The following is a 17890-nucleotide window of genomic DNA, read 5'->3' as shown; positions in this document are numbered from 1 at the left end:
CAATGACGTTATAGGGGGGTATCGAACAAGGTAGCGTAAATCACTGATAGTTTTGTGGTTACCCTACCATTTCTTATAAAAAATGATAGCTCCATTTTTTAGGAGGTCCAGACGCCACCCGGCCAGAACTTGCGGCACCACTGAAATAATCCGTTTTTTATCTCATTAATCTTGAGGTGATGAGCAGAACAAATAGCCATGACGCTTGATGGGATATATTTTAGTCTTTTTATATCGTTGTAGAAATAGGTCGAATAAATTATTTAAGCTAAAAACATCGGCTAGGTACTTTCTTAAGCCTTACTCTTCTCCGGGAATAATAAGCGGCTGCTGTCGAAAGTTTTGGCGCCTTCGACAGCAGCGGGGAACATCAGGCGAGCGGTTTTTGCTGGTTTTCATCCTGGTCGACGGCAAAGCAGGCCACCAGCTGTCCAGCATAGTTCTTCAACTGCGGCTGCAGTTGCGTGCACGGGCCGAAACGACGACGGCAGCGGGCATTAAAGGCGCAGCCCGGCGGCGGATTCAACGGACTCGGCAGCTCGCCGGTCAGCTTAATACGTTCGCGGCGATCGTCCGGGTTCAGACGAGGGGTGGCCGACAGAAGAGCCTGAGTATACGGATGACGCGGATTGTTGAAGATCTGGTCCTTAGACCCTTTCTCCACGCAGCGGCCGAGATACATCACCATCACTTCATCCGCAATGTGCTCCACGACCGACAGGTCATGGGAGATGAACACATACGACAGCCCCATATCCTGCTGCAGATCCATCATCAGGTTCAGCACCTGCGCGCGAACCGACACGTCCAGCGCCGAGACGGGTTCATCGGCAATCACCACGTCCGGGTCCAGCATCAGACCCCGGGCAATCGCAATACGCTGCCGCTGACCGCCGGAGAACATATGCGGATAGCGATCGTAATGCTCGGTTTTCAGCCCGACCTTCGCCATCATCGCCAGCGCTTTTTCACGGCGCTGTTCTTTGCTCAGTGACGTATTGATCTGCAGCGGCTCTTCCAGAATCTGTCCCACTTTTTTGCGCGGATTCAGCGAGCCGTAGGGGTTCTGGAACACAATCTGGATTTTCTGCCGCCGCAGCTTTTGCGCCGTGGCGTCTGGCTTTAACAGGTCCTGCCCCTGATAGTAAAGTTCGCCGCCGGTCGGGATCTCTATCATCGTCAGCAGACGGCCCAGCGTCGATTTTCCGCAGCCGGACTCGCCGACCACCGCCAGCGTCTTTCCGCGTTCAAGGTTAAACGAGACGCCGTCCAGCGCCTTAACCAGCCGTTCAGGGGCAAACAGCCCCTTCTTCACCGGGTAATATTTTTTCAGATCAATGGCCTGCAACAAAAACTGTTGCGTGGTGGCCTCATGGGTACTCATAGCGTAGGCCTCCCGGCATCATCCAGTGGGTAGTGGCATTTCGACTGACGGGTGCCATCAACGCGGTTCAGCTCCGGCTCCTCGCTGCGACACTTATCCGTGGCATAGGGGCAACGTGGGTTTAGCAGACAGCCGTTGGGGCGGTCATATTTCCCGGGCACCACGCCAGGCAGAGACGCCAGCCGCGCTTTATCCTGGGCAAACTCCGGCAGCGCGCGCAGCAGCGCCTGAGTATACGGATGGCGCGGTGCGCGGAAGATATCCTTCGCATCGCCGGCTTCCACCACCTGACCGGCGTACATCACGATAATCTTGTGCGCGGCTTCCGCCACCAGCGCCAGATCGTGAGTGATCAGGACCAGCGCCATGTTCTCTTTCTGCTGCAGCTCCAGCAGCAGCTCGATGATCTGCGCCTGGATGGTCACGTCCAGCGCGGTGGTTGGTTCATCGGCAATCAGCAACTTTGGTCGGCAGGCTATCGCCATGGCGATCATCACGCGCTGACTCATCCCCCCGGAGAGCTGGTGCGGATAGACATCAAGACGCGATGCCGGGTCAGGAATGCCCACCAGCGTCAGCAGATCGATAGCCCGCTGAATACGGGTTTTCTTATTGCCGCCCTGATGCACCTTAATGGCTTCCATAATCTGGTAGCCGACGGTGTAGCAGGGATTGAGGCTGGTCATCGGGTCCTGGAAGATCATCGCCACTTCCGCCCCCACCAGCTGGCGGCGCTCTTTTTCTGAAATACGCTTCAGATCGCGGCCATTAAATTCCAGCTTTTCCGCCATCACGCGGCCGGGGTAATCAATCAGCCCCATGATAGCCAGGGAGCTGACCGATTTACCGGAGCCGGACTCGCCGACAATGCCAATCACTTCACCCTGGTTAACGCTGTAGCTCACGCGGTCTACCGCGCGAAACGGTGTCCCTTCGTCGCCGAAGTGCACCGATAATTTATCAACATTCAATAACGCCATCTCGAACCTCTTACTGCTTCAGTTTGGGATCGAGCGCGTCACGCAGACCGTCACCCATCAGGTTAAATGCCAGCACCGTCAGCAGAATCGCGACACCCGGGAAGGTGACGACCCACCAGGCGCTCTGCGCGAACTGCAGCACATCGGAGAGCATCGTGCCCCACTCCGGTGTCGGCGGCTGCGCACCCATGCCAAGGAAGCCAAGAGCGGCCATATCGAGAATAGCGTTAGAGAAGCCCAGAGACGCCTGAACGATCAGCGGCGCAAGACAGTTAGGCAGAATGTTGATGAACATCTGACGCATCGCCCCCGCGCCTGCCACCCGTGAAGCGGTGACGTAGTCGCGGTTCACTTCCACCAGCACCGCGGCGCGGGTCAATCGCACGTAGTGCGGCAGGGCGACAAAGGTCAGCGCCAGCGAAGCATTCACAATCGAGGGGCCGAAGATAGCCACCAGCACCAGCGCCAGCAGCAGGCTCGGCAGCGCCAGCATAATATCGACAACGCGCATAATGATGGAGTCAACAACGCCGCCAAAGTAGCCCGCTACCAGGCCGAGCACCACGCCAAGAATCAGCGACAGCACCACCACCAGACAGCCAACCAGCAGCGATAAGCGCGCGCCGTACATCAGGCGCGACAGAATATCGCGGCCCACGTCATCGGTACCCAGCAGATGCGCAAAGCTTCCCCCTTCCTGCCAGGCCGGTGGCGCCAGCAGTACGTCGCGGAACTGATCCGCCGGGTTATAGGGGGCGATGAAGTTAGCGAACACGGCGATAATAATCATAATCGCCACGTAGACCAGGCCGACAACCGCCCCTTTGTTGCGTTTGAAATAGTGCCAGAACTCCTGCAAAGGGGTCATTGGCACCGGTGCGGCGACAACTTTATTTTCAGTAATTTGTGACATGATGGCCCCTTACTTCTTATGCCGAATACGCGGGTTCACCACGCCGTACAGCAGATCGACCAGCAGGTTGACGAGGATAATCATCGTCGCGACCAGCAGTACCCCGCCCTGCACCACCGGGTAATCGCGGCGTTGCAGCGCATCGATCAGCCAGCGCCCTAAACCAGGCCAGGAGAAGATCGTTTCGGTCAGAATGGCGCCCGCCAGCAGCGTCCCGACCTGTAGCCCAATCACCGTGACCACCGGTAGCATCGCGTTACGCAGCGCATGGACCACGATGACGCGCATCCGGGTCAGCCCCTTGGCGCGCGCGGTGCGAATATAATCTTCGCCCAGCACTTCCAGCATCGATGAACGGGTCATACGTACAATTACCGCCAGCGGAATGGTGCCCAGCACCACGGCAGGCAGGATCATGTGCATTAAGGCATCAATAAAATCGCCCGGCTCGCCCCAAATCGCGGTATCGATCAGCATAAAACCGGTCAGCGGCAGGGTATCGTCAAGGAATACGGTGTCGCTGATGCGTCCGGAAACCGGCGTCAGGTTGAGCTGTACCGAAACCAGCATGATAAGCATCATGCCCCACCAGAAGATCGGCATGGAATAGCCGGTCAGCGCGAGGCCGACGGAGGTGTGATCGAAGATAGAGCCGCGTTTGACCGCCGCCAGTACGCCCACCGGAATACCGACGATGACGGCGAAAATCATCGCGCACACGCCCAGTTCCATCGTAGCTTTAAAGCGCGGCACGAACTCCTGCCACACCGGAATGCGGCTTTTCAGCGAGATGCCTAAATCCCCATGCAGCACACCCCAGATATAGTGGGCATACTGCTGCCACATCGGCTTATCAAGGCCCATTTCAGCCAGCAGCTGAGCGTGACGTTCAGGGGAAATACCACGTTCGCCCGCCATAATCATCACCGGGTCACCGGGAATCATATGCACAAAGGCAAAGGTGAGAAGGGTAATACCGATAAATGTCGGGATGACAAGTCCCAAACGTCGGAGGATGAACTGCAACATAACCCGGATTCTCTATAGTGACGCCCCGCCTGGTGACCGGACGTCTGTATTGCTCACAAATGTCAATTCCCTCTCCCCAAGGCGGGGAGAGGGGGGGAACACACTGTTATTATTCGATAGAGACGTTATCGAAGTGGTGTTTACCTAATGGATCGACCACGTAGCCTTTGACTTCTTTACGCACCGGCTCATAGACGGTGGAGTGAGCGACGATCAGCGCCGGAGCCTGGTCATGCATCACCACCTGAGCCTGCTTGTAGAGCTCGATACGTTTGTTGTGGTCGTCGGTCGCACGTGCCGGCTGAATCAGATCTTCAAACGGCTTGTAGCACCAGCGAGAGTAGTTCGAGCCGTCTTTTGCCGCCGCACAGCTGAACAGGGTGGCGAAGAAGTTATCCGGATCCCCGTTGTCGCCGGTCCAGCCCATCATGACGGTCTGGTGCTCGCCTGCTTTCGCACGCTTCAGATACTCGCCCCACTCGTAGGTGACTATCTTGGCCTGCACGCCGATTTTGGCCCAGTCAGCCTGAATCATCTCCGCCATACGGCGCGCGTTCGGGTTGTACGGACGCTGTACCGGCATCGCCCACAGATCGATGGAGAAGCCTTTCTCCAGACCCGCTTCTTTCAGCAGCGCTTTCGCTTTTTCCGGATCGTAAGTGTAGTCTTTAACGTCGTCGTTATAGCCCCACATGGTCGGCGGAATCAGGTTCTTCGCCGCCTGGCCTGCGCCCTGGTAAACGGCTTTGATAATCGCTTCTTTATTGACCGCATAGGTCAGCGCCTGGCGGACCTTGACGTTATCCAGCGGTTTCTTCTCGGTGTTGAAGGAGAGATAGCCGACGTTCAGGCCCGGCTGTTCCAGCAGGGTAATGTTTTTATCTTGTTTCATGCTCGCGATATCTGCCGGGTTCGGGTACGGCATGATCTGGCATTCATTTTTCTGCAGTTTCGCGTAGCGCACGGAAGCATCAGGGGTGATAGAGAAGACCAGGCGATCGATTTTCGGCTTGGTGCCCCAGTAGCCCGGGAAGGCTTTATACAGAATACGGGAGTCTTTCTGATACTGCAGCAGCTGGAACGGGCCGGTACCGATTGGGTTCAGGTCCACTTTCTCCGGCGTACCGGCTTTCAGCATGTTGTCAGCATACTCTTTTGACAGAATAGAGGCGAAGTCCATGGCGAGATCGGCAAGGAACGGCGATTCCGGGCGGGTCAGCACAAACTGGACGGTTTTATCGTCGACTTTCTTCACTTCGCTAATCAGGTCAGGCAGGCCCATGCCTTCGAAGTATTCATAGCTGCCGCCAGACACTTTATGGTACGGGTTTTGCGCGTTTTTCTGGCGATCGAACGAGAATACCACGTCGTCAGCATTCAGATCGCGAGTGGGTTTAAAGTCTTTATTATTCTGCCACTTCACGCCCTGACGCAGGTGGAACGTATAGGTTTTGCCGTCCGCGCTCACTTCCCATTTTTCCGCCAGGCCTGGAATAACTTCCGTAGTACCGGTTTTAAATTCCACCAGACGGTTATAGATGGGTACCGAGCTGGCGTCATAGGTGGTACCAGAGGTGAATAGCTGTGGGTTAAAGCCTTCCGGCGAACCTTCAGAACAATAAACCAGGGTCTTAGCCTGAACGCTTGCAGCAACGGTCAGGGCGACCAGGCTCAAACCAAGCTTCAGCATCCCTGACTTTTTCAAGGAAATACTCATTATTCTGCTCCAAATGTGATGTTGTTTGCATATATCCGCCAGGCCTTTATTTATTTTTATTCATCATATTTCGCACTACGGATGCGTTGGCTACGCTCGATAGCCCCAGTCACATAGTTATCTATGCTGCCGGGGATGCTCAGCTTGCCGCCTTCCCGTTGCTCGAACTATTAGAATATACCCGGTCCGGTCGGTGGTGCCCGAAGGCATTGAGAGAGATGGGGATTCCTTTCACAAAAACGCCTGAGTTGCAGTGCGGATTCTCCATGAAATGCCCCTCATGCCCTACAATCTGTCAACAGAATGCGTAAACGTCAATACAGCTAACCGGGTTTTACATCCGGGGTGAGAATCAGCAGGCAAAGATTAAAAAAACTTCAGGACGCTATTTTCAGCAGAGAAATTTATGCTAGCGGCGATCAGGCAGCATAAATAACTTAATAACCGATAACAGCCAGTGATAAGCAATTCTGGTAAATGGTGAAAATTTATTGCGATGTGGCCAATATGTGAGCGATTAATAGCGCGAACGTTAAAACGCACAGCGGAAAATGCTGCCGTTATCCATAAGCTTCGCGAAAAAAGAGCCTTAGATATATAAAAAAATACAATGGAAGATGTCACAAAATAGTTAACAGGCAACATGAAACAAGGATTCGTGCCTTTTTTGTGACTTTGGTTAACTATCCCCCCCCCGGCATCGTTGCGCCCGACCCGCAGCTCAACGTCATTAATACGCGGGATTTCACTTTTACGCAGGTTTGGGCAACGACCCGTTTTTGCAGCCAGCAGGGGGAGGCAGGAAAATGTGCAATGCGGCGTGCTGTAGAAAGTGGTCTCAGAAATACCCGTCTTTCTGCAGACTTCCCCGACGCGGGTGCCGGTTTCTGCCTGTTTCAGCGCAAAGGTAATTGTTCTTCGGGATAGCGGGTCTTTTCATGGCAATAAGCCTCTCTGTGAGCGGGAAGAGAGACCGGAGACTTCAGTTTAGACTGGCACTGTTTTCAGGGGGAAATCACTGTGATGGCTGAGTGGTTCGCTAACAGGAGATCACCGCTATGTCATTAACAACATCATTTAAATCTCGTCTTTCGCATTACTGTTATACCCCGTCCCTTCCGATGATAACGATGAGTTGATTCCGGTATTCAATATCAACCACCACAACTGCGGTACTTTGCATCAGGAGTGTCTTGAACGCTGGTTAAACCATGCAGAAAGCTGGCGAGAATAAGCCACTTTCTCCCCACGATAACTCCCCTCTCCGTCTTGCTCTCGAAATCCTTAGCAGCCATGCCCTCAACCATTCAGAAATCATCAGTATACTGGCCGAAGGGAATAGCCCTGCCCGAAAAGACCACCTGCACCAAAAGCCTATTGATAGAAAATCTAAGCGAGCGTATACCCTTGTCTTGGCGAATTAGGCTTGTCTGGAAACGCCAGCTTCAGCTGCTTTGAATCCACCATAGGTTTTAAGTAATTCTGGCGAATACTCTGCGCCTTACGTCCTAACAATATTTCCATTACCGCGACAGATAAATAGTGCCCATCGCACAACTGGACAAGCAGTTCCTTCATCACCTCAGCCTCCAGTCGACGGTGCTCCCGTGATGGCGCAGCTAACACTTCAAGTACATTCCGGAATCCATCGCTCAATACGTCAAGATCATCAATAAACGGTTTATCTAGCAAGTGGCTGATAAACCGACCGTGTTCATCTCTTCCCTGATGACTATCCACTAAGTCAGGGTCGCTATGCGTTAAGCTGATATCACTATGCGTTAAGTTCGATGTGGAGCTTAACGCATTAGCGAATACTTCTTCCGGAGACGGCAACCCCATTCCAGGTAAGCTGTATGATTTATCTCGCTTTTCACCACTGGCGACAAGAAAGCCCTTATCCACTAACTTTCGAAATGCCAGGGTAACATCACGAGAATGTCTGCTTGTGAGCTGACATGCTCTCTCATGGTTTACCCAACCTTCTGTCGCCGCTGTGATAACGATCATTCGTTCGAGATCATCAAGCAGATGAAAACGCTGGCCAAATAAATCATCAAGCCGTTCAGTAACCTCCTGTGATACAAGGCTTACTGTTGACAGTTCAAGCAGCGTTTGTTCGGAGGGTTCCGTTTTCTCATACAACTTTGGTGTGCGCCAGTTCGCCCATTTCCAACCGCTCATAATTTTTGGCACACCAGAGCCAGCACGCTCACCTGCACCAATCATTAAGAACATCTGGTGCATACGGCGGTTACGACAGTCGCTTTCCCCACCCTTCACTGCAATTTCCGGCGGTATCCGCATCAACCCAGGATTACGGAAGCCAAAAAGATCCGGCCGCCTGACCACTAAGATAGAGCTTCGGCCCGTGTAATCAGCATGCACCAGAGTATTAACAAGCGCCTCGCGGATAGCTTCATGAACTTTGGTTTCATCCAGCCGAATGCCGTCCTGCAATTCAAAAGGTACTTTAAGGTCGGTAATGAGTTTTCGATATGTCCGGCGGTAAAAATCAAAAATATTGCCTGACCACGAACCATCCGGATAGATGCGGTCGATCCAGCGGGAATCCGGTTGCGTGTCATCCCGCTCGCGATAATCAACGAAATAGTTTGGAACCGCATCCTGAATGGCGTTCCAGGTACCAAACATCAGAATACCAGCAAGGGTTATGCCTTCCTCCCCGCTCTGACGATTTTTGCGCCAGCCACCGACGTTTCTGAATAAATCGATGATATCCAGCTCCAGCCAAGGATGCTGGGGCTTCGCAACCGCAAAGAGATTACGGTAGGCGCGCAAACTATCCTGATCGATATCGCTAAAATCAAACCCGCTAAGAATCCGATCATCACGACTATCCTCAACCTGCTCCGCGAGCATTCTTTTAATTTGCTCTTCAGAACAGTGACAGTCACCTTCATGGCGACGGATATATGTTTCCGTCATCGGCTGGTTATTGAGATAGACCGGCTTTTGCTCACGTCTTGCTATGGGGATCTCGATGACAATGATCGCTTTATTATCAAGATTGATGACCTGTACCGATTGATCGGTCAGTAAATTGACATTTACTTTTTTCTTGTTGTTTGCAATATCAAACAGTTGCTTCGTAACGGTAGCAATATCGCTGATCCCCTCAACGATAAAATTCCCTTTCTTTTCCCTGACGCCCAGCACGACATAACCACCACGAGCATTCGCCATCGCGCTGTATGTTCGCCAGAAATCCTCCGGCAGCTTACCTTTACCATCCGCTCCCTTAGCCAGCTTAAACTCCAGTTCAACTGATTCAGAAAGCGTTTGTAAGTCCAGCAAATCACTGACAGGAAACATAATCGGGTCGGTACCTGTTTAATTTAACAATCCAGGAAGAGAGAAGGACAACCTGAGCGAATAGCTAATCGTATTATCAATACAAACGCCTGCAGTGTATCCAAAATTTCAGTATCCGTCTCAACACGCATAATACATCATGCTATTGCATGAATAATAAAGTCATTAATTATTAAAATGTTACAATGAATCGTTGCATCCTGAATGCTATGTTAACAGCAAATGATACAGTCCTGGGACCGTAAAAGAGCCCTCAGGCAAGGCATGAAAAAAGCAGTTGCCGAAAGCAACAATCGCGCGAACTTGAAGTTTATCCTGTATGTCTGCGCCAAAACGGTGACAGACGCCAGTACGTGCGTCAATCGTTACAAAAAGGAGGAATGAACAGTACCGGAGGCAGATCTCCGGGTTTAAGTCAGAAACGTGTCAACGCTATTCAGGACGGGTCAGCAGGCTTTTTAAATTTGGTCGGTGATAGAGGATGACTCGCCACTGCGTGGCTCGCCCTGCGGGCCGTTGCTAAAGCAACGTTCCCTCGCTACGCTCGGGTCGAACCTCTGCCCCCGGAGGTTCTCATCCTCGTCGGCCACAGATGCAAAAAAGCCTGCTCGTTGAGCAGGCTTTTTAAATTTGGTCGGTGATAGAGGATTCGAACCTCCGACCCCTTCGTCCCGAACGAAGTGCGCTACCAGGCTGCGCCAATCACCGAATGCGGGGCGCATCTTACTGCTGAGACTCACACCCGTCAATGCCTTATTTGGAAAAAATAGCTCAAGCGGCGAGAAACTCGCCACTCCCGCTATTTCGCCACGGTTTTCCCCGCGTCGGCAACGCGGCACCAGTTGTTATTCTCATTAATCCCGCCGTCCGGCGAGGTGTAGCCCAGGCAGCCCATGATGGTGTCATACAGCTCAACGTGACGACGCGGGACTTTCATCGCCGCCTGCTCTTTGAGGCGGGCAAACGCAGCGGCATGATCTGGCGCAGCCAGATACTTATCCGACATCCACACCATCATCGGCACGCGGAACTGTTCCGGCGGCGCCATCTTACGCGGCGTACCGTGCAGGTGCTCATGCTCGTTGATAGACTCTCCGTGATCGGCGGCATAGAACACAATCGCCTTCTTATCACGCAGCTGATCCAGCACGCTCACGATAAAATGATCGACGTAGGTCACGCTATTATCATAAGAGTTGATCAGCTCCGCTTTCGAGCATTTGTTGTCCACCCCCACACACTCCGGCTGCCATTGCGCAAAGCTGCGCGGGTAACGCTGGGTATAGTTAAAGTGCGAACCTTTGGTATGGAGAATAATCAGGTGCTTACCATGATCATTCTTCATCAGAGAACGCTTAACCTCATCCACCAGCAGCATGTCGTCCACGCTTTTGCCGCGGTTACGCGGTTCCGCGCCAATCTGCTCGCGATAGGCGATGCTGTTCGCCATGGTATTGCTGTAGAACCACATCTCGCTCTGCATCGCATACAGGTCGCCGGTAAAGCCGAGCTGGTGCAGGACAGCAAAGACGTTTTGCTCTTTCAGCGTTCGCTGCGGATTGTCTTCCGCCCCGCCCTCACGCACAAACATGCAGCGCAGAGAGAGTTTGGTCGCGGTATCGCAGGAGTAGCCGCGGAAGGCCACCAGGTTTTTCTCCTGCGCCAGCTTCGGCGTGGTATTGCGGTTATAACCCAGGATTCCCATATGGTCCCAGCGGGTGGTTTCACCGATAATGAACACCACGTAGGTATCATCCAGGCCCTGCGGCTCAACATAGGTGAATTTCTTTGCCGGGTTGACCAACGACTTGTTATCTGAGGACTCATCCACCTGCGCCCAGGCGTACAGCCCCAGCGCGGAAAGCCAGTTCGATGGCAGATACGAGTTGGCGATCACCCCGCCGTAGCTCGGCATATCAACTTCAGAGCTACGCTCAATGTCCTTCTGCCGCAGTTCGAGCAGACGAATCGGCCCCCAGACCATTAACCCGGCGAGGGCAACGATAGCGATATTTTTTACCCGCTGGCCCGGCGTCCGAATTTGCCGCAGCAGCGTGTGTTGACAGCGGTTGCTCCAGATAAGCAGCAGCGGCGGTGCGCTGACCAGGGTCAGCCACAGAATCAAATACCAGCCAACCACCTCCTGAGACAGGTCGATATCCGTGGTCATGACCGATGCAATGATGCCGTAACCAATCACCACGTTCAGGAAGGTCATGTAATAGCTGGCGGCAGCGGAGAAAATCACCACCAGCGTGGCGAGTATTCGCCAGACGCGTCGGCCCAGCAGCGACAGAATACGCAGCAGGAAAAATGTCACCAGCACGGTGGCAACCAGTTCCACAATCCCGGAAAGCCCTTTCCAGAGGGTAAATTCCTGCGCATAACCATCAAGGCGACGGAACAGCACAGCAACGTTCATAAACCAGCCGATGTACAGCGCCAGCCAGAGACTGACTTTCTGCTGTGTCATCGTTCTAATATAATTCATGCATGAAACCTGGAAAAAGAAGAGATAAAACCGCCTGACTCACGCAATATAAGCGGGCAGGTTAATAGGGTGCGTTCAGGTTGATTAACGACTCAAACCCATTCGAGATGCCTTGAGGCGACAGGCTCGTGACCCTCTGGTGCTTACTCAAGCAGTGACTGAGGCGAACAAGCGCAGTCAACAATAAGGCAGTTTGAAGGGCGGTGAGTATAAGAAACCTCTATAAAGCGCGCTAAGTAGACCACAGAGAAAGAAAAAAGTATCAGGCGGGAATGTGATCCAACCAAACATTTACAAAATATTTGGTTGGACAGGCACGAATAGCTCAGGAAATGCCGGTATGACGTCGCAAAGATGGCGTATCAGGCGTGGGCTGCGTTGTAGGCTTCACCTTTCGGCTGGCGAATCGTTGTGGAGAGCGCCAGGGAGAGAATCAGCAGGGCAAAGATAACGCAGAAGGTCACGTAGAAGCCGCCGAACAGCGAGGCAATCAACGATCCGCAGATGCTGCCGATACCAAAGCCCAAATAGATGACGCCGTAGTTTTTTGCCAGGTTATTCAGACCGAAGAATTCACTGACCAGCGACGGGAACACGGTAATCGTTCCACCGAAGTTAAAGGCGACGCAGGCAATCGCGGCAAAGAAGGTTGTGGCGTTCAGCGGGGCAAACAGCAGCGCAGCCATGCCGACCAGTGAAACCACCTGACCGATAGTAATGACGCGGATACGGGAAATTTTATCCGACAGAATCCCCAGAACCAGACGTCCGCTCAGGTTGGCGATAGAGATAACGGTGACCGCATTCGCCGCCGTCGCGACATCCAGATGCACCATCCCTTGCGCGATATCTTTTGCTACGCCAATAACATACAGGCCGCTCATGCAGGCAGTCAGGAACATCACGGCGAGCATCCAGTACTGCGGTTTACGCATCGACTCGGCCAGCGTGAAGTCATTCTCCACCACGCCATTACGAGAAGCGGCGGTATGACTCGGCGCATCTTTCATTAAGGTGGCGCCGAAAATAATCATCACCAGGACAATGGCGCCCCAGATAATAAAGGTTTTCTCCAGCCCGACGGTGGCCAGCAGGTGAGTATCAATAAATTTGAACCCGAGGCTACCGAGGCCATAGGAACCAATGGAAAAGGCGGAAATCAGTCCTTTACGCTCCGGGAACCACTTCACGCAGTTGGAGAGCGTCAGCAGATAGCCCGCGCCATCCGCCAGCCCCACCAACAGGCCCGCGCTCAGCCAGAGCATCATCAGGCTGTTGGCGTGAGCGGTAAGGAAAAAGCCAAGCCCCAGCAAAATACCGGAAGCCATGGTGACGCGTCTGACGCCAAAGCGTTCCTGCAGTTTACCGGCGACGGAAGAGGATAGCGCCAGACCGAGGCTTAACAGACCGAAAGAGAAAGCCACCTGGCTTACCGGTTCGTCCAGTTTTGCGGAAAGGGAACTGTTGAACAAACTCCATGTATAAACCGATCCCAGCGCGAATTGTGTGACGATCGTGCCGGCCAGCGTAAGCCAGCGGGTATATTGACTGTTTGCAGCGTTCATAGCAGATATCCTGAATAATTAACTGTCGCCACAATAGCGAAGCCAGCCGAACGCCAGGGTAAAAAAGGCATGAAATGCCATCAGCAGGGAATGAAATGCATGTAAGCCGGAATGAATGACATCGAAAAAGGTAGGGACATGGCAGCAGCAGAAATAAGTTAGTGATTACTATCTTACAACAATGCGCCATTACTGTGTTTATTAGGTAATAATAACGTTTCACGCATGCTAAAAAAAGGCTAAAAGTTGGCGCTCACCCCCATCACATAGAGATAGCTGGCGCCCGCTGCCGTATTCTCCGCCTGCGATAATGCCGCCCAGGCCGCAAGGTGTGAACTGAGCGCCATATCCGCCCCGAAGGTGACATCGCGCCAGGCACCATCCTGCCCGCGATTAGGCCCAGTCAGATCCGCAGAGAGCGGCTGGTTATAGCTCACCTGCGCCCACGGATGGACGCCCCATAGCGCCTGATAATCCATCCGCCAGCCAAGCGTATTTACGTAGGGGTTGTCTGACGCGCGGCGCGCGGGAGCGGTCGATATCACCTCGCTACGCAAACTCGCCACCGGGCCGGAAGTGATACCGTTGCCCAGCGTAAAATTCCACCCCACGCTCATCCCGCGGCCGCTATCCGGCGGTACCACCGCCTGATTCAGCGCAATACCGGGAAGATCGCCGGACGCATTCATACGCTCTGCCAGAATATCTTCATAGCGCGGTTGGCGATCGCTATCCCACGTATAGCGTTCAGGGGTATTACTTTTGGTATCGATAGCGATATATTCCTGTTGCCAGGCATGCGCGTCACTGACAAACGAGCCCCAGACGACCACACACGCCGGCAGAATCATCCCCCGAAGGCCATTGCATTTCTTTATTATCATTAATGCGACTCCAGAAAAGAGCCAACCTGGCATTATTGCTGTGTTTTTATGGAACGGGCTTCACCTGAATACCCTGAATAATGTGATTGGGCGAACGAATACAGCCAATGCACATGCAACCTGAATAATGGCAGGTATATTTGAGGGTAGTATCCCTGTATTAACTATTATCTTTATCTTTCAGCCGTCAAGGCGAACACGTAAGTTTTATAACTAAAGGGAGAGAGACATGCAGCGTTGCGGATGGGTAAGCCAGGACCCGCTTTATATCCAGTATCATGATAACGAGTGGGGCGTTGCGCAAAGAGATGCCGTTAAACTGTTCGAAATGATCTGCCTCGAGGGCCAGCAGGCCGGGCTGTCGTGGATTACGGTGCTGAAAAAGCGTGAAAACTACCGTCAGGCCTTTCATCAGTTCGATCCGCTTCGCGTCGCCGCCATGAATGAGGCCGATATTGAACGCCTGCTTCAGGACGCCGGAATTATTCGCCACCGCGGGAAAATTCAGGCCATTATTGGCAACGCCCGCGCCTTCCTGACCATGGAAGAGAGCGGCGAATCCTTCACCGATTTTGTCTGGTCTTTCGTCGACAATCAGCCACAGATCTCCCATGCCGCCACGCTGGCGGAGATCCCCACCACCACACCAGCGTCCGACGCGCTCTCAAAGGCGCTGAAAAAGCGTGGTTTTAAGTTTGTCGGCTCCACCATCTGCTACTCCTTTATGCAAGCCTGCGGCCTGGTCAACGATCATGTGACGAGCTGCTTTTGTCACCCGGGAGGCGATGATGATCCGCAAGTGGGACGCTAAAGAGATCGGCCCGCTGCTCGCCCTGTGGCTGGAGAGCACGATTCATGCCCATCCCTTTATCGACGAAACGTACTGGCACGAGAGCATCGCCGTCGTGCGCGATGTCTACCTGCCCGCCGCCAGCACCTGGGTGTGGGAAGAGGACGCGACGATAAAGGGTTTTGTCAGTGTGATGGAATCCCGCTTTATCGGTGCGCTGTTTGTCGCACCGGACGCTATCCGCCGCGGCATCGGCAGCGCGCTGCTGAACGAGGTCAAACAGCACTACCTCTGGCTCAGTCTTGAGGTTTACCAGAAAAATATTCAGGCGGTGAATTTCTACCATGCGCAAGGCTTCCGGATAGAAGACTGCGCATGGCAGGACGATACGCTACAGCCGACCTGGATTATGCGTTGGCCGGCGGATCAAACGCCGTAAGCGTCAGCGCGGGGCCGTCATATTTTTCCAGCCACGCCAGCGCCGTATTCCCGGCGCAGCCGTTGCCCAGTCGCGAGGTCGGAATATCTTTGGTCAGAACATTCACCGCGCCGTTTTTGCAAATACCGGCCTGCGGGTCGATATCGGGCCAGGCCCCTTCGTGTAAACAGATAACCCCTGGACGAATGCCCTCCGTCACCACGGCGCCAGCCAGCACCTGGCCACGCGCGTTCCATACCCGCACAACGTCGCCATCGGCAATATTGCGCGCCTGCGCGTCCCGCGGATGAAGGGTTAACGGCTCGCGCCCGGCAACAGCGTACTTTTCGCGCAGCGACGTATGGTTGAGCTGGCTGTGCAGACGATGCGCCGGATGAGCGGACAGCACCTGCAGCTGTCCGGGCTGAGCATTGCCGTGCCACTCGTCCGGCTCCAGCCACATCGGGTGCGGTGGGCAGTCCGGGTAGGCAAAGCTGGCAATGGTTGGAGAGTGAATCTCCATTTTGCCACTGGCGGTTTTTAGCGGATTAGCTTGCGGATCGGCACGGAATGCCGCAAAGCGGGCAAAACGGGCATTTTCCGGGTTTTCCGGCATTTCAATCAGCTGGTTAGCCTGCCAGAACTGATCAAATGGCGGCAGCGTCACCTGCTGGCTCGCCCCGCGTTGCGCGGCGATCTGATAGAAGGTCTCCAGCCACTGCAGATCGGTTTTCCCTTCGGTAAAACGCGCCCGCCCGCCCTCTTCCCAGCGCTCGCTGAGATCGGCAAAGACGTCAAAATCATCCCGGGCTTCATCGCGGGGCGCGACCACGCGTTTCATCGGCACCAGGTGTTGGTTACTGTAATCGCCGGTCATGGTCATATCGTGCCGCTCAAACGAGGTGGTCGCCGGCAGGACAATATCGGCATGGCGGGCGGCGGCGGTCCAGAAGCACTCCGAAATGACGATAAGCTCCGGTTTCTGCCAGGCCCGAATCAGGCGGTTGGTATCCTGATGATGGGTAAAGTTCGCGCCGCCGCACCACCAGACGAAGCGAATATCCGGGAAATGCCGGTCCATTCCGTTGTGTTGATACGGCGCGCCGGGGTTTTCCAGCGCTTCCACAATACGCGCCACCGGTATTTTTTCGACCGCTTCGGTGCCGCCCGCCACACAGCCTTGCATCGACGCCAGCACCGCCGCCCGGCGGGTCGGATTGCCGCCGTTGGCAAAGTGGTAGGAAAGGCCAAAACCGCCGCCGGGGGTACCAATCTGCCCCAGCATCGCGGCAAGCGTCACCAGCATCCAGTGCTTCTGCTCGCCAAACTGCTGGCGCTGCATCCCCCAGCCGGACATCAGCATGGTGGTATGGTTGTGGAAGAGCGCCGCCAGTTCGCGGATCTTGTCCGCGCTAACGCCGCAAATCTCCGCCGCCCACTCTGCGGTTTTCGGCGTGCCATCGCTTTCACCGGTCAGATAGCGGGCAAAAACGTCATAGCCGCTGGTACAGCGGGCGAGAAACTCATCATCTTGCCAGTCGTTTTCGACCAGCGTATGGGCAATGCCGAGCATCATCGCGACGTCCGTCCCCATATGCGGAGCGATCCATTCGCCCGCCTCGCCAAAGAACTCCGCCGTTTCCGATCGCATCGGATCGATACAGATCACCCGCTTCCCGCTCTGACGCAGGCGGTCAAACCACGGGATCCCCTGCTCATCGGAAGCATTCCAGGCAATTTTTAGCGTATTCAGCGGGTTGGCACTCCACAGCACCACCACATCGCTGTGCTCCAGCACCATCGGCCAGCTGGTCTGCTGCTGATAAACTTCATTGCCGCCAACCACATAGGGCATGATCGCCTGCGCCGCGCCGGTGGAATAGTCCCCCAGATGCCCGGTATATCCGCCTGCCAGGCTCATATAGCGCTGCAGCAACGTCGCCGCCTTGTGGAGCACGCCGTTAGAGCGCCAGCCGTAGGAGCCGGCAAAAATCGATGCCGGGCCGTAGCTTTCCCGAATCCGCCGATGCTGCGCGTGGATAAGATCCAACGCCTCCTGCCAACTCACCCGCACAAACTCGTCCTGGCCGCGCACGCCCTGCGGACTCTCCGGCGCGGCAAGGAAACCTTTACGTACCATCGGATAGCGGACGCGGGTTTTGCTGTGTACCTGCTCGCGCACGGCGGTTTGCAGGGAGTTGGCGAAAGCGGTCTCCAGCGCGCCGCGGGAAGAGAGGATATTTTCACCATCCGTTTCAACCAGCATAGGCCCCCAGTGAGCCGCGGTTAAGATGGTTTTGGTTGCAGATGAGGTTGGCAAAGCGAGCTCCTGGTCAGCGAATGCAGGGTTGTGACGGCCTGTGACATGACCGTTCAATGTTAT

Annotated in this window: 12 protein-coding genes, 1 tRNA gene, 1 other RNA gene and 1 pseudogene; 2 read left to right on the top strand and 13 right to left on the bottom strand. The window is 54.3% G+C overall.

Annotated features, from left to right (window positions below; all coding sequences use genetic code 11):
• Nucleotides 1–370 precede the first annotated feature (370 nt).
• The 12 genes and pseudogenes from dppF to CWM52_RS04415 all read right to left on the bottom strand — a co-directional run bounded on the left by dppF (nucleotide 371) and on the right by CWM52_RS04415 (nucleotide 14299).
• Nucleotides 371–1384 carry a dipeptide ABC transporter ATP-binding subunit DppF gene (gene dppF, locus CWM52_RS04475; protein WP_100682985.1) on the bottom strand — a complete coding sequence of 338 codons (1014 nt, stop codon included), beginning with the start codon at nucleotides 1382–1384 and terminating at the stop codon, nucleotides 371–373.
• Nucleotides 1381–2364, bottom strand: a complete 984-nt coding sequence (gene dppD, locus CWM52_RS04470) for a dipeptide ABC transporter ATP-binding protein (protein ID WP_100682984.1) — start codon at nucleotides 2362–2364, stop codon at nucleotides 1381–1383. The genes dppF and dppD overlap by 4 nt, the downstream gene beginning before the upstream one ends.
• A 10-nt stretch (nucleotides 2365–2374) precedes the next feature.
• The gene (gene dppC, locus CWM52_RS04465; RefSeq protein ID WP_100682983.1) at nucleotides 2375–3277 is read right to left on the bottom strand and encodes a dipeptide ABC transporter permease DppC; all 903 of its coding nucleotides are present in this window, start codon (nucleotides 3275–3277) and stop codon (nucleotides 2375–2377) included.
• A gap of 9 nt (nucleotides 3278–3286) precedes the next feature.
• Nucleotides 3287–4306: a dipeptide ABC transporter permease DppB gene (gene dppB, locus CWM52_RS04460; protein WP_004868763.1), complete on the bottom strand. Its 1020-nt coding sequence runs from the start codon at nucleotides 4304–4306 to the stop codon at nucleotides 3287–3289.
• 109 nt (nucleotides 4307–4415) lie between these two features.
• Nucleotides 4416–6023: a dipeptide ABC transporter periplasmic-binding protein DppA gene (dppA, locus tag CWM52_RS04455; protein ID WP_100682982.1), complete on the bottom strand. Its 1608-nt coding sequence runs from the start codon at nucleotides 6021–6023 to the stop codon at nucleotides 4416–4418.
• Nucleotides 6024–6845: 822 nt separating this feature from the next.
• Nucleotides 6846–7009, bottom strand: a pseudogene (locus CWM52_RS27050) (transposase); the annotation flags it as partial.
• Nucleotides 7010–7412: 403 nt separating this feature from the next.
• On the bottom strand, nucleotides 7413–9359 hold the full coding sequence (locus tag CWM52_RS04440; RefSeq protein ID WP_100682980.1) for a helix-turn-helix domain-containing protein: 1947 nt from the start codon (nucleotides 9357–9359) through the stop codon (nucleotides 7413–7415).
• 465 nt (nucleotides 9360–9824) lie between these two features.
• Nucleotides 9825–9956: non-coding RNA, RtT sRNA (locus tag CWM52_RS04435), on the bottom strand.
• 34 nt (nucleotides 9957–9990) lie between these two features.
• A tRNA-Pro gene (locus tag CWM52_RS04430) sits at nucleotides 9991–10067 on the bottom strand.
• 91 nt (nucleotides 10068–10158) lie between these two features.
• Nucleotides 10159–11850 (bottom strand): kdo(2)-lipid A phosphoethanolamine 7''-transferase, encoded by a 1692-nt coding sequence (gene eptB / locus CWM52_RS04425; protein WP_100682979.1) that lies wholly within the window; start codon nucleotides 11848–11850, stop codon nucleotides 10159–10161.
• Nucleotides 11851–12212: 362 nt separating this feature from the next.
• On the bottom strand, nucleotides 12213–13415 hold the full coding sequence (locus CWM52_RS04420) for an MFS transporter (RefSeq protein WP_100682978.1): 1203 nt from the start codon (nucleotides 13413–13415) through the stop codon (nucleotides 12213–12215).
• Between the two features lie 239 nt (nucleotides 13416–13654).
• Nucleotides 13655–14299: an autotransporter outer membrane beta-barrel domain-containing protein gene (locus tag CWM52_RS04415; RefSeq protein ID WP_100682977.1), complete on the bottom strand. Its 645-nt coding sequence runs from the start codon at nucleotides 14297–14299 to the stop codon at nucleotides 13655–13657.
• Between the two features lie 229 nt (nucleotides 14300–14528).
• Here CWM52_RS04415 and tag point away from each other — a divergent pair, with 229 nt between their 5' ends.
• Both tag and CWM52_RS04405 read left to right on the top strand, forming a co-directional pair.
• Nucleotides 14529–15110: a DNA-3-methyladenine glycosylase I gene (gene tag, locus CWM52_RS04410; protein WP_100682976.1), complete on the top strand. Its 582-nt coding sequence runs from the start codon at nucleotides 14529–14531 to the stop codon at nucleotides 15108–15110.
• Complete coding sequence (locus CWM52_RS04405) at nucleotides 15088–15528, top strand: N-acetyltransferase (protein ID WP_100682975.1); 441 nt, start codon at nucleotides 15088–15090, stop codon at nucleotides 15526–15528. The genes tag and CWM52_RS04405 overlap by 23 nt, the downstream gene beginning before the upstream one ends.
• Here CWM52_RS04405 and CWM52_RS04400 read toward each other — a convergent pair.
• Nucleotides 15497–17827 carry a molybdopterin guanine dinucleotide-containing S/N-oxide reductase gene (locus tag CWM52_RS04400; RefSeq protein WP_100682974.1) on the bottom strand — a complete coding sequence of 777 codons (2331 nt, stop codon included), beginning with the start codon at nucleotides 17825–17827 and terminating at the stop codon, nucleotides 15497–15499. The genes CWM52_RS04405 and CWM52_RS04400 overlap by 32 nt on opposite strands.
• Nucleotides 17828–17890 lie beyond the last annotated feature (63 nt).

This window comes from Raoultella sp. T31 (assembly GCF_002806725.1).
Classification (GTDB): Bacteria; Pseudomonadota; Gammaproteobacteria; order Enterobacterales; family Enterobacteriaceae; genus Klebsiella; species Klebsiella electrica.
Note: the sequence above shows the minus strand (reverse complement) of the source record. Positions and strands in the feature narration are given on the sequence as shown.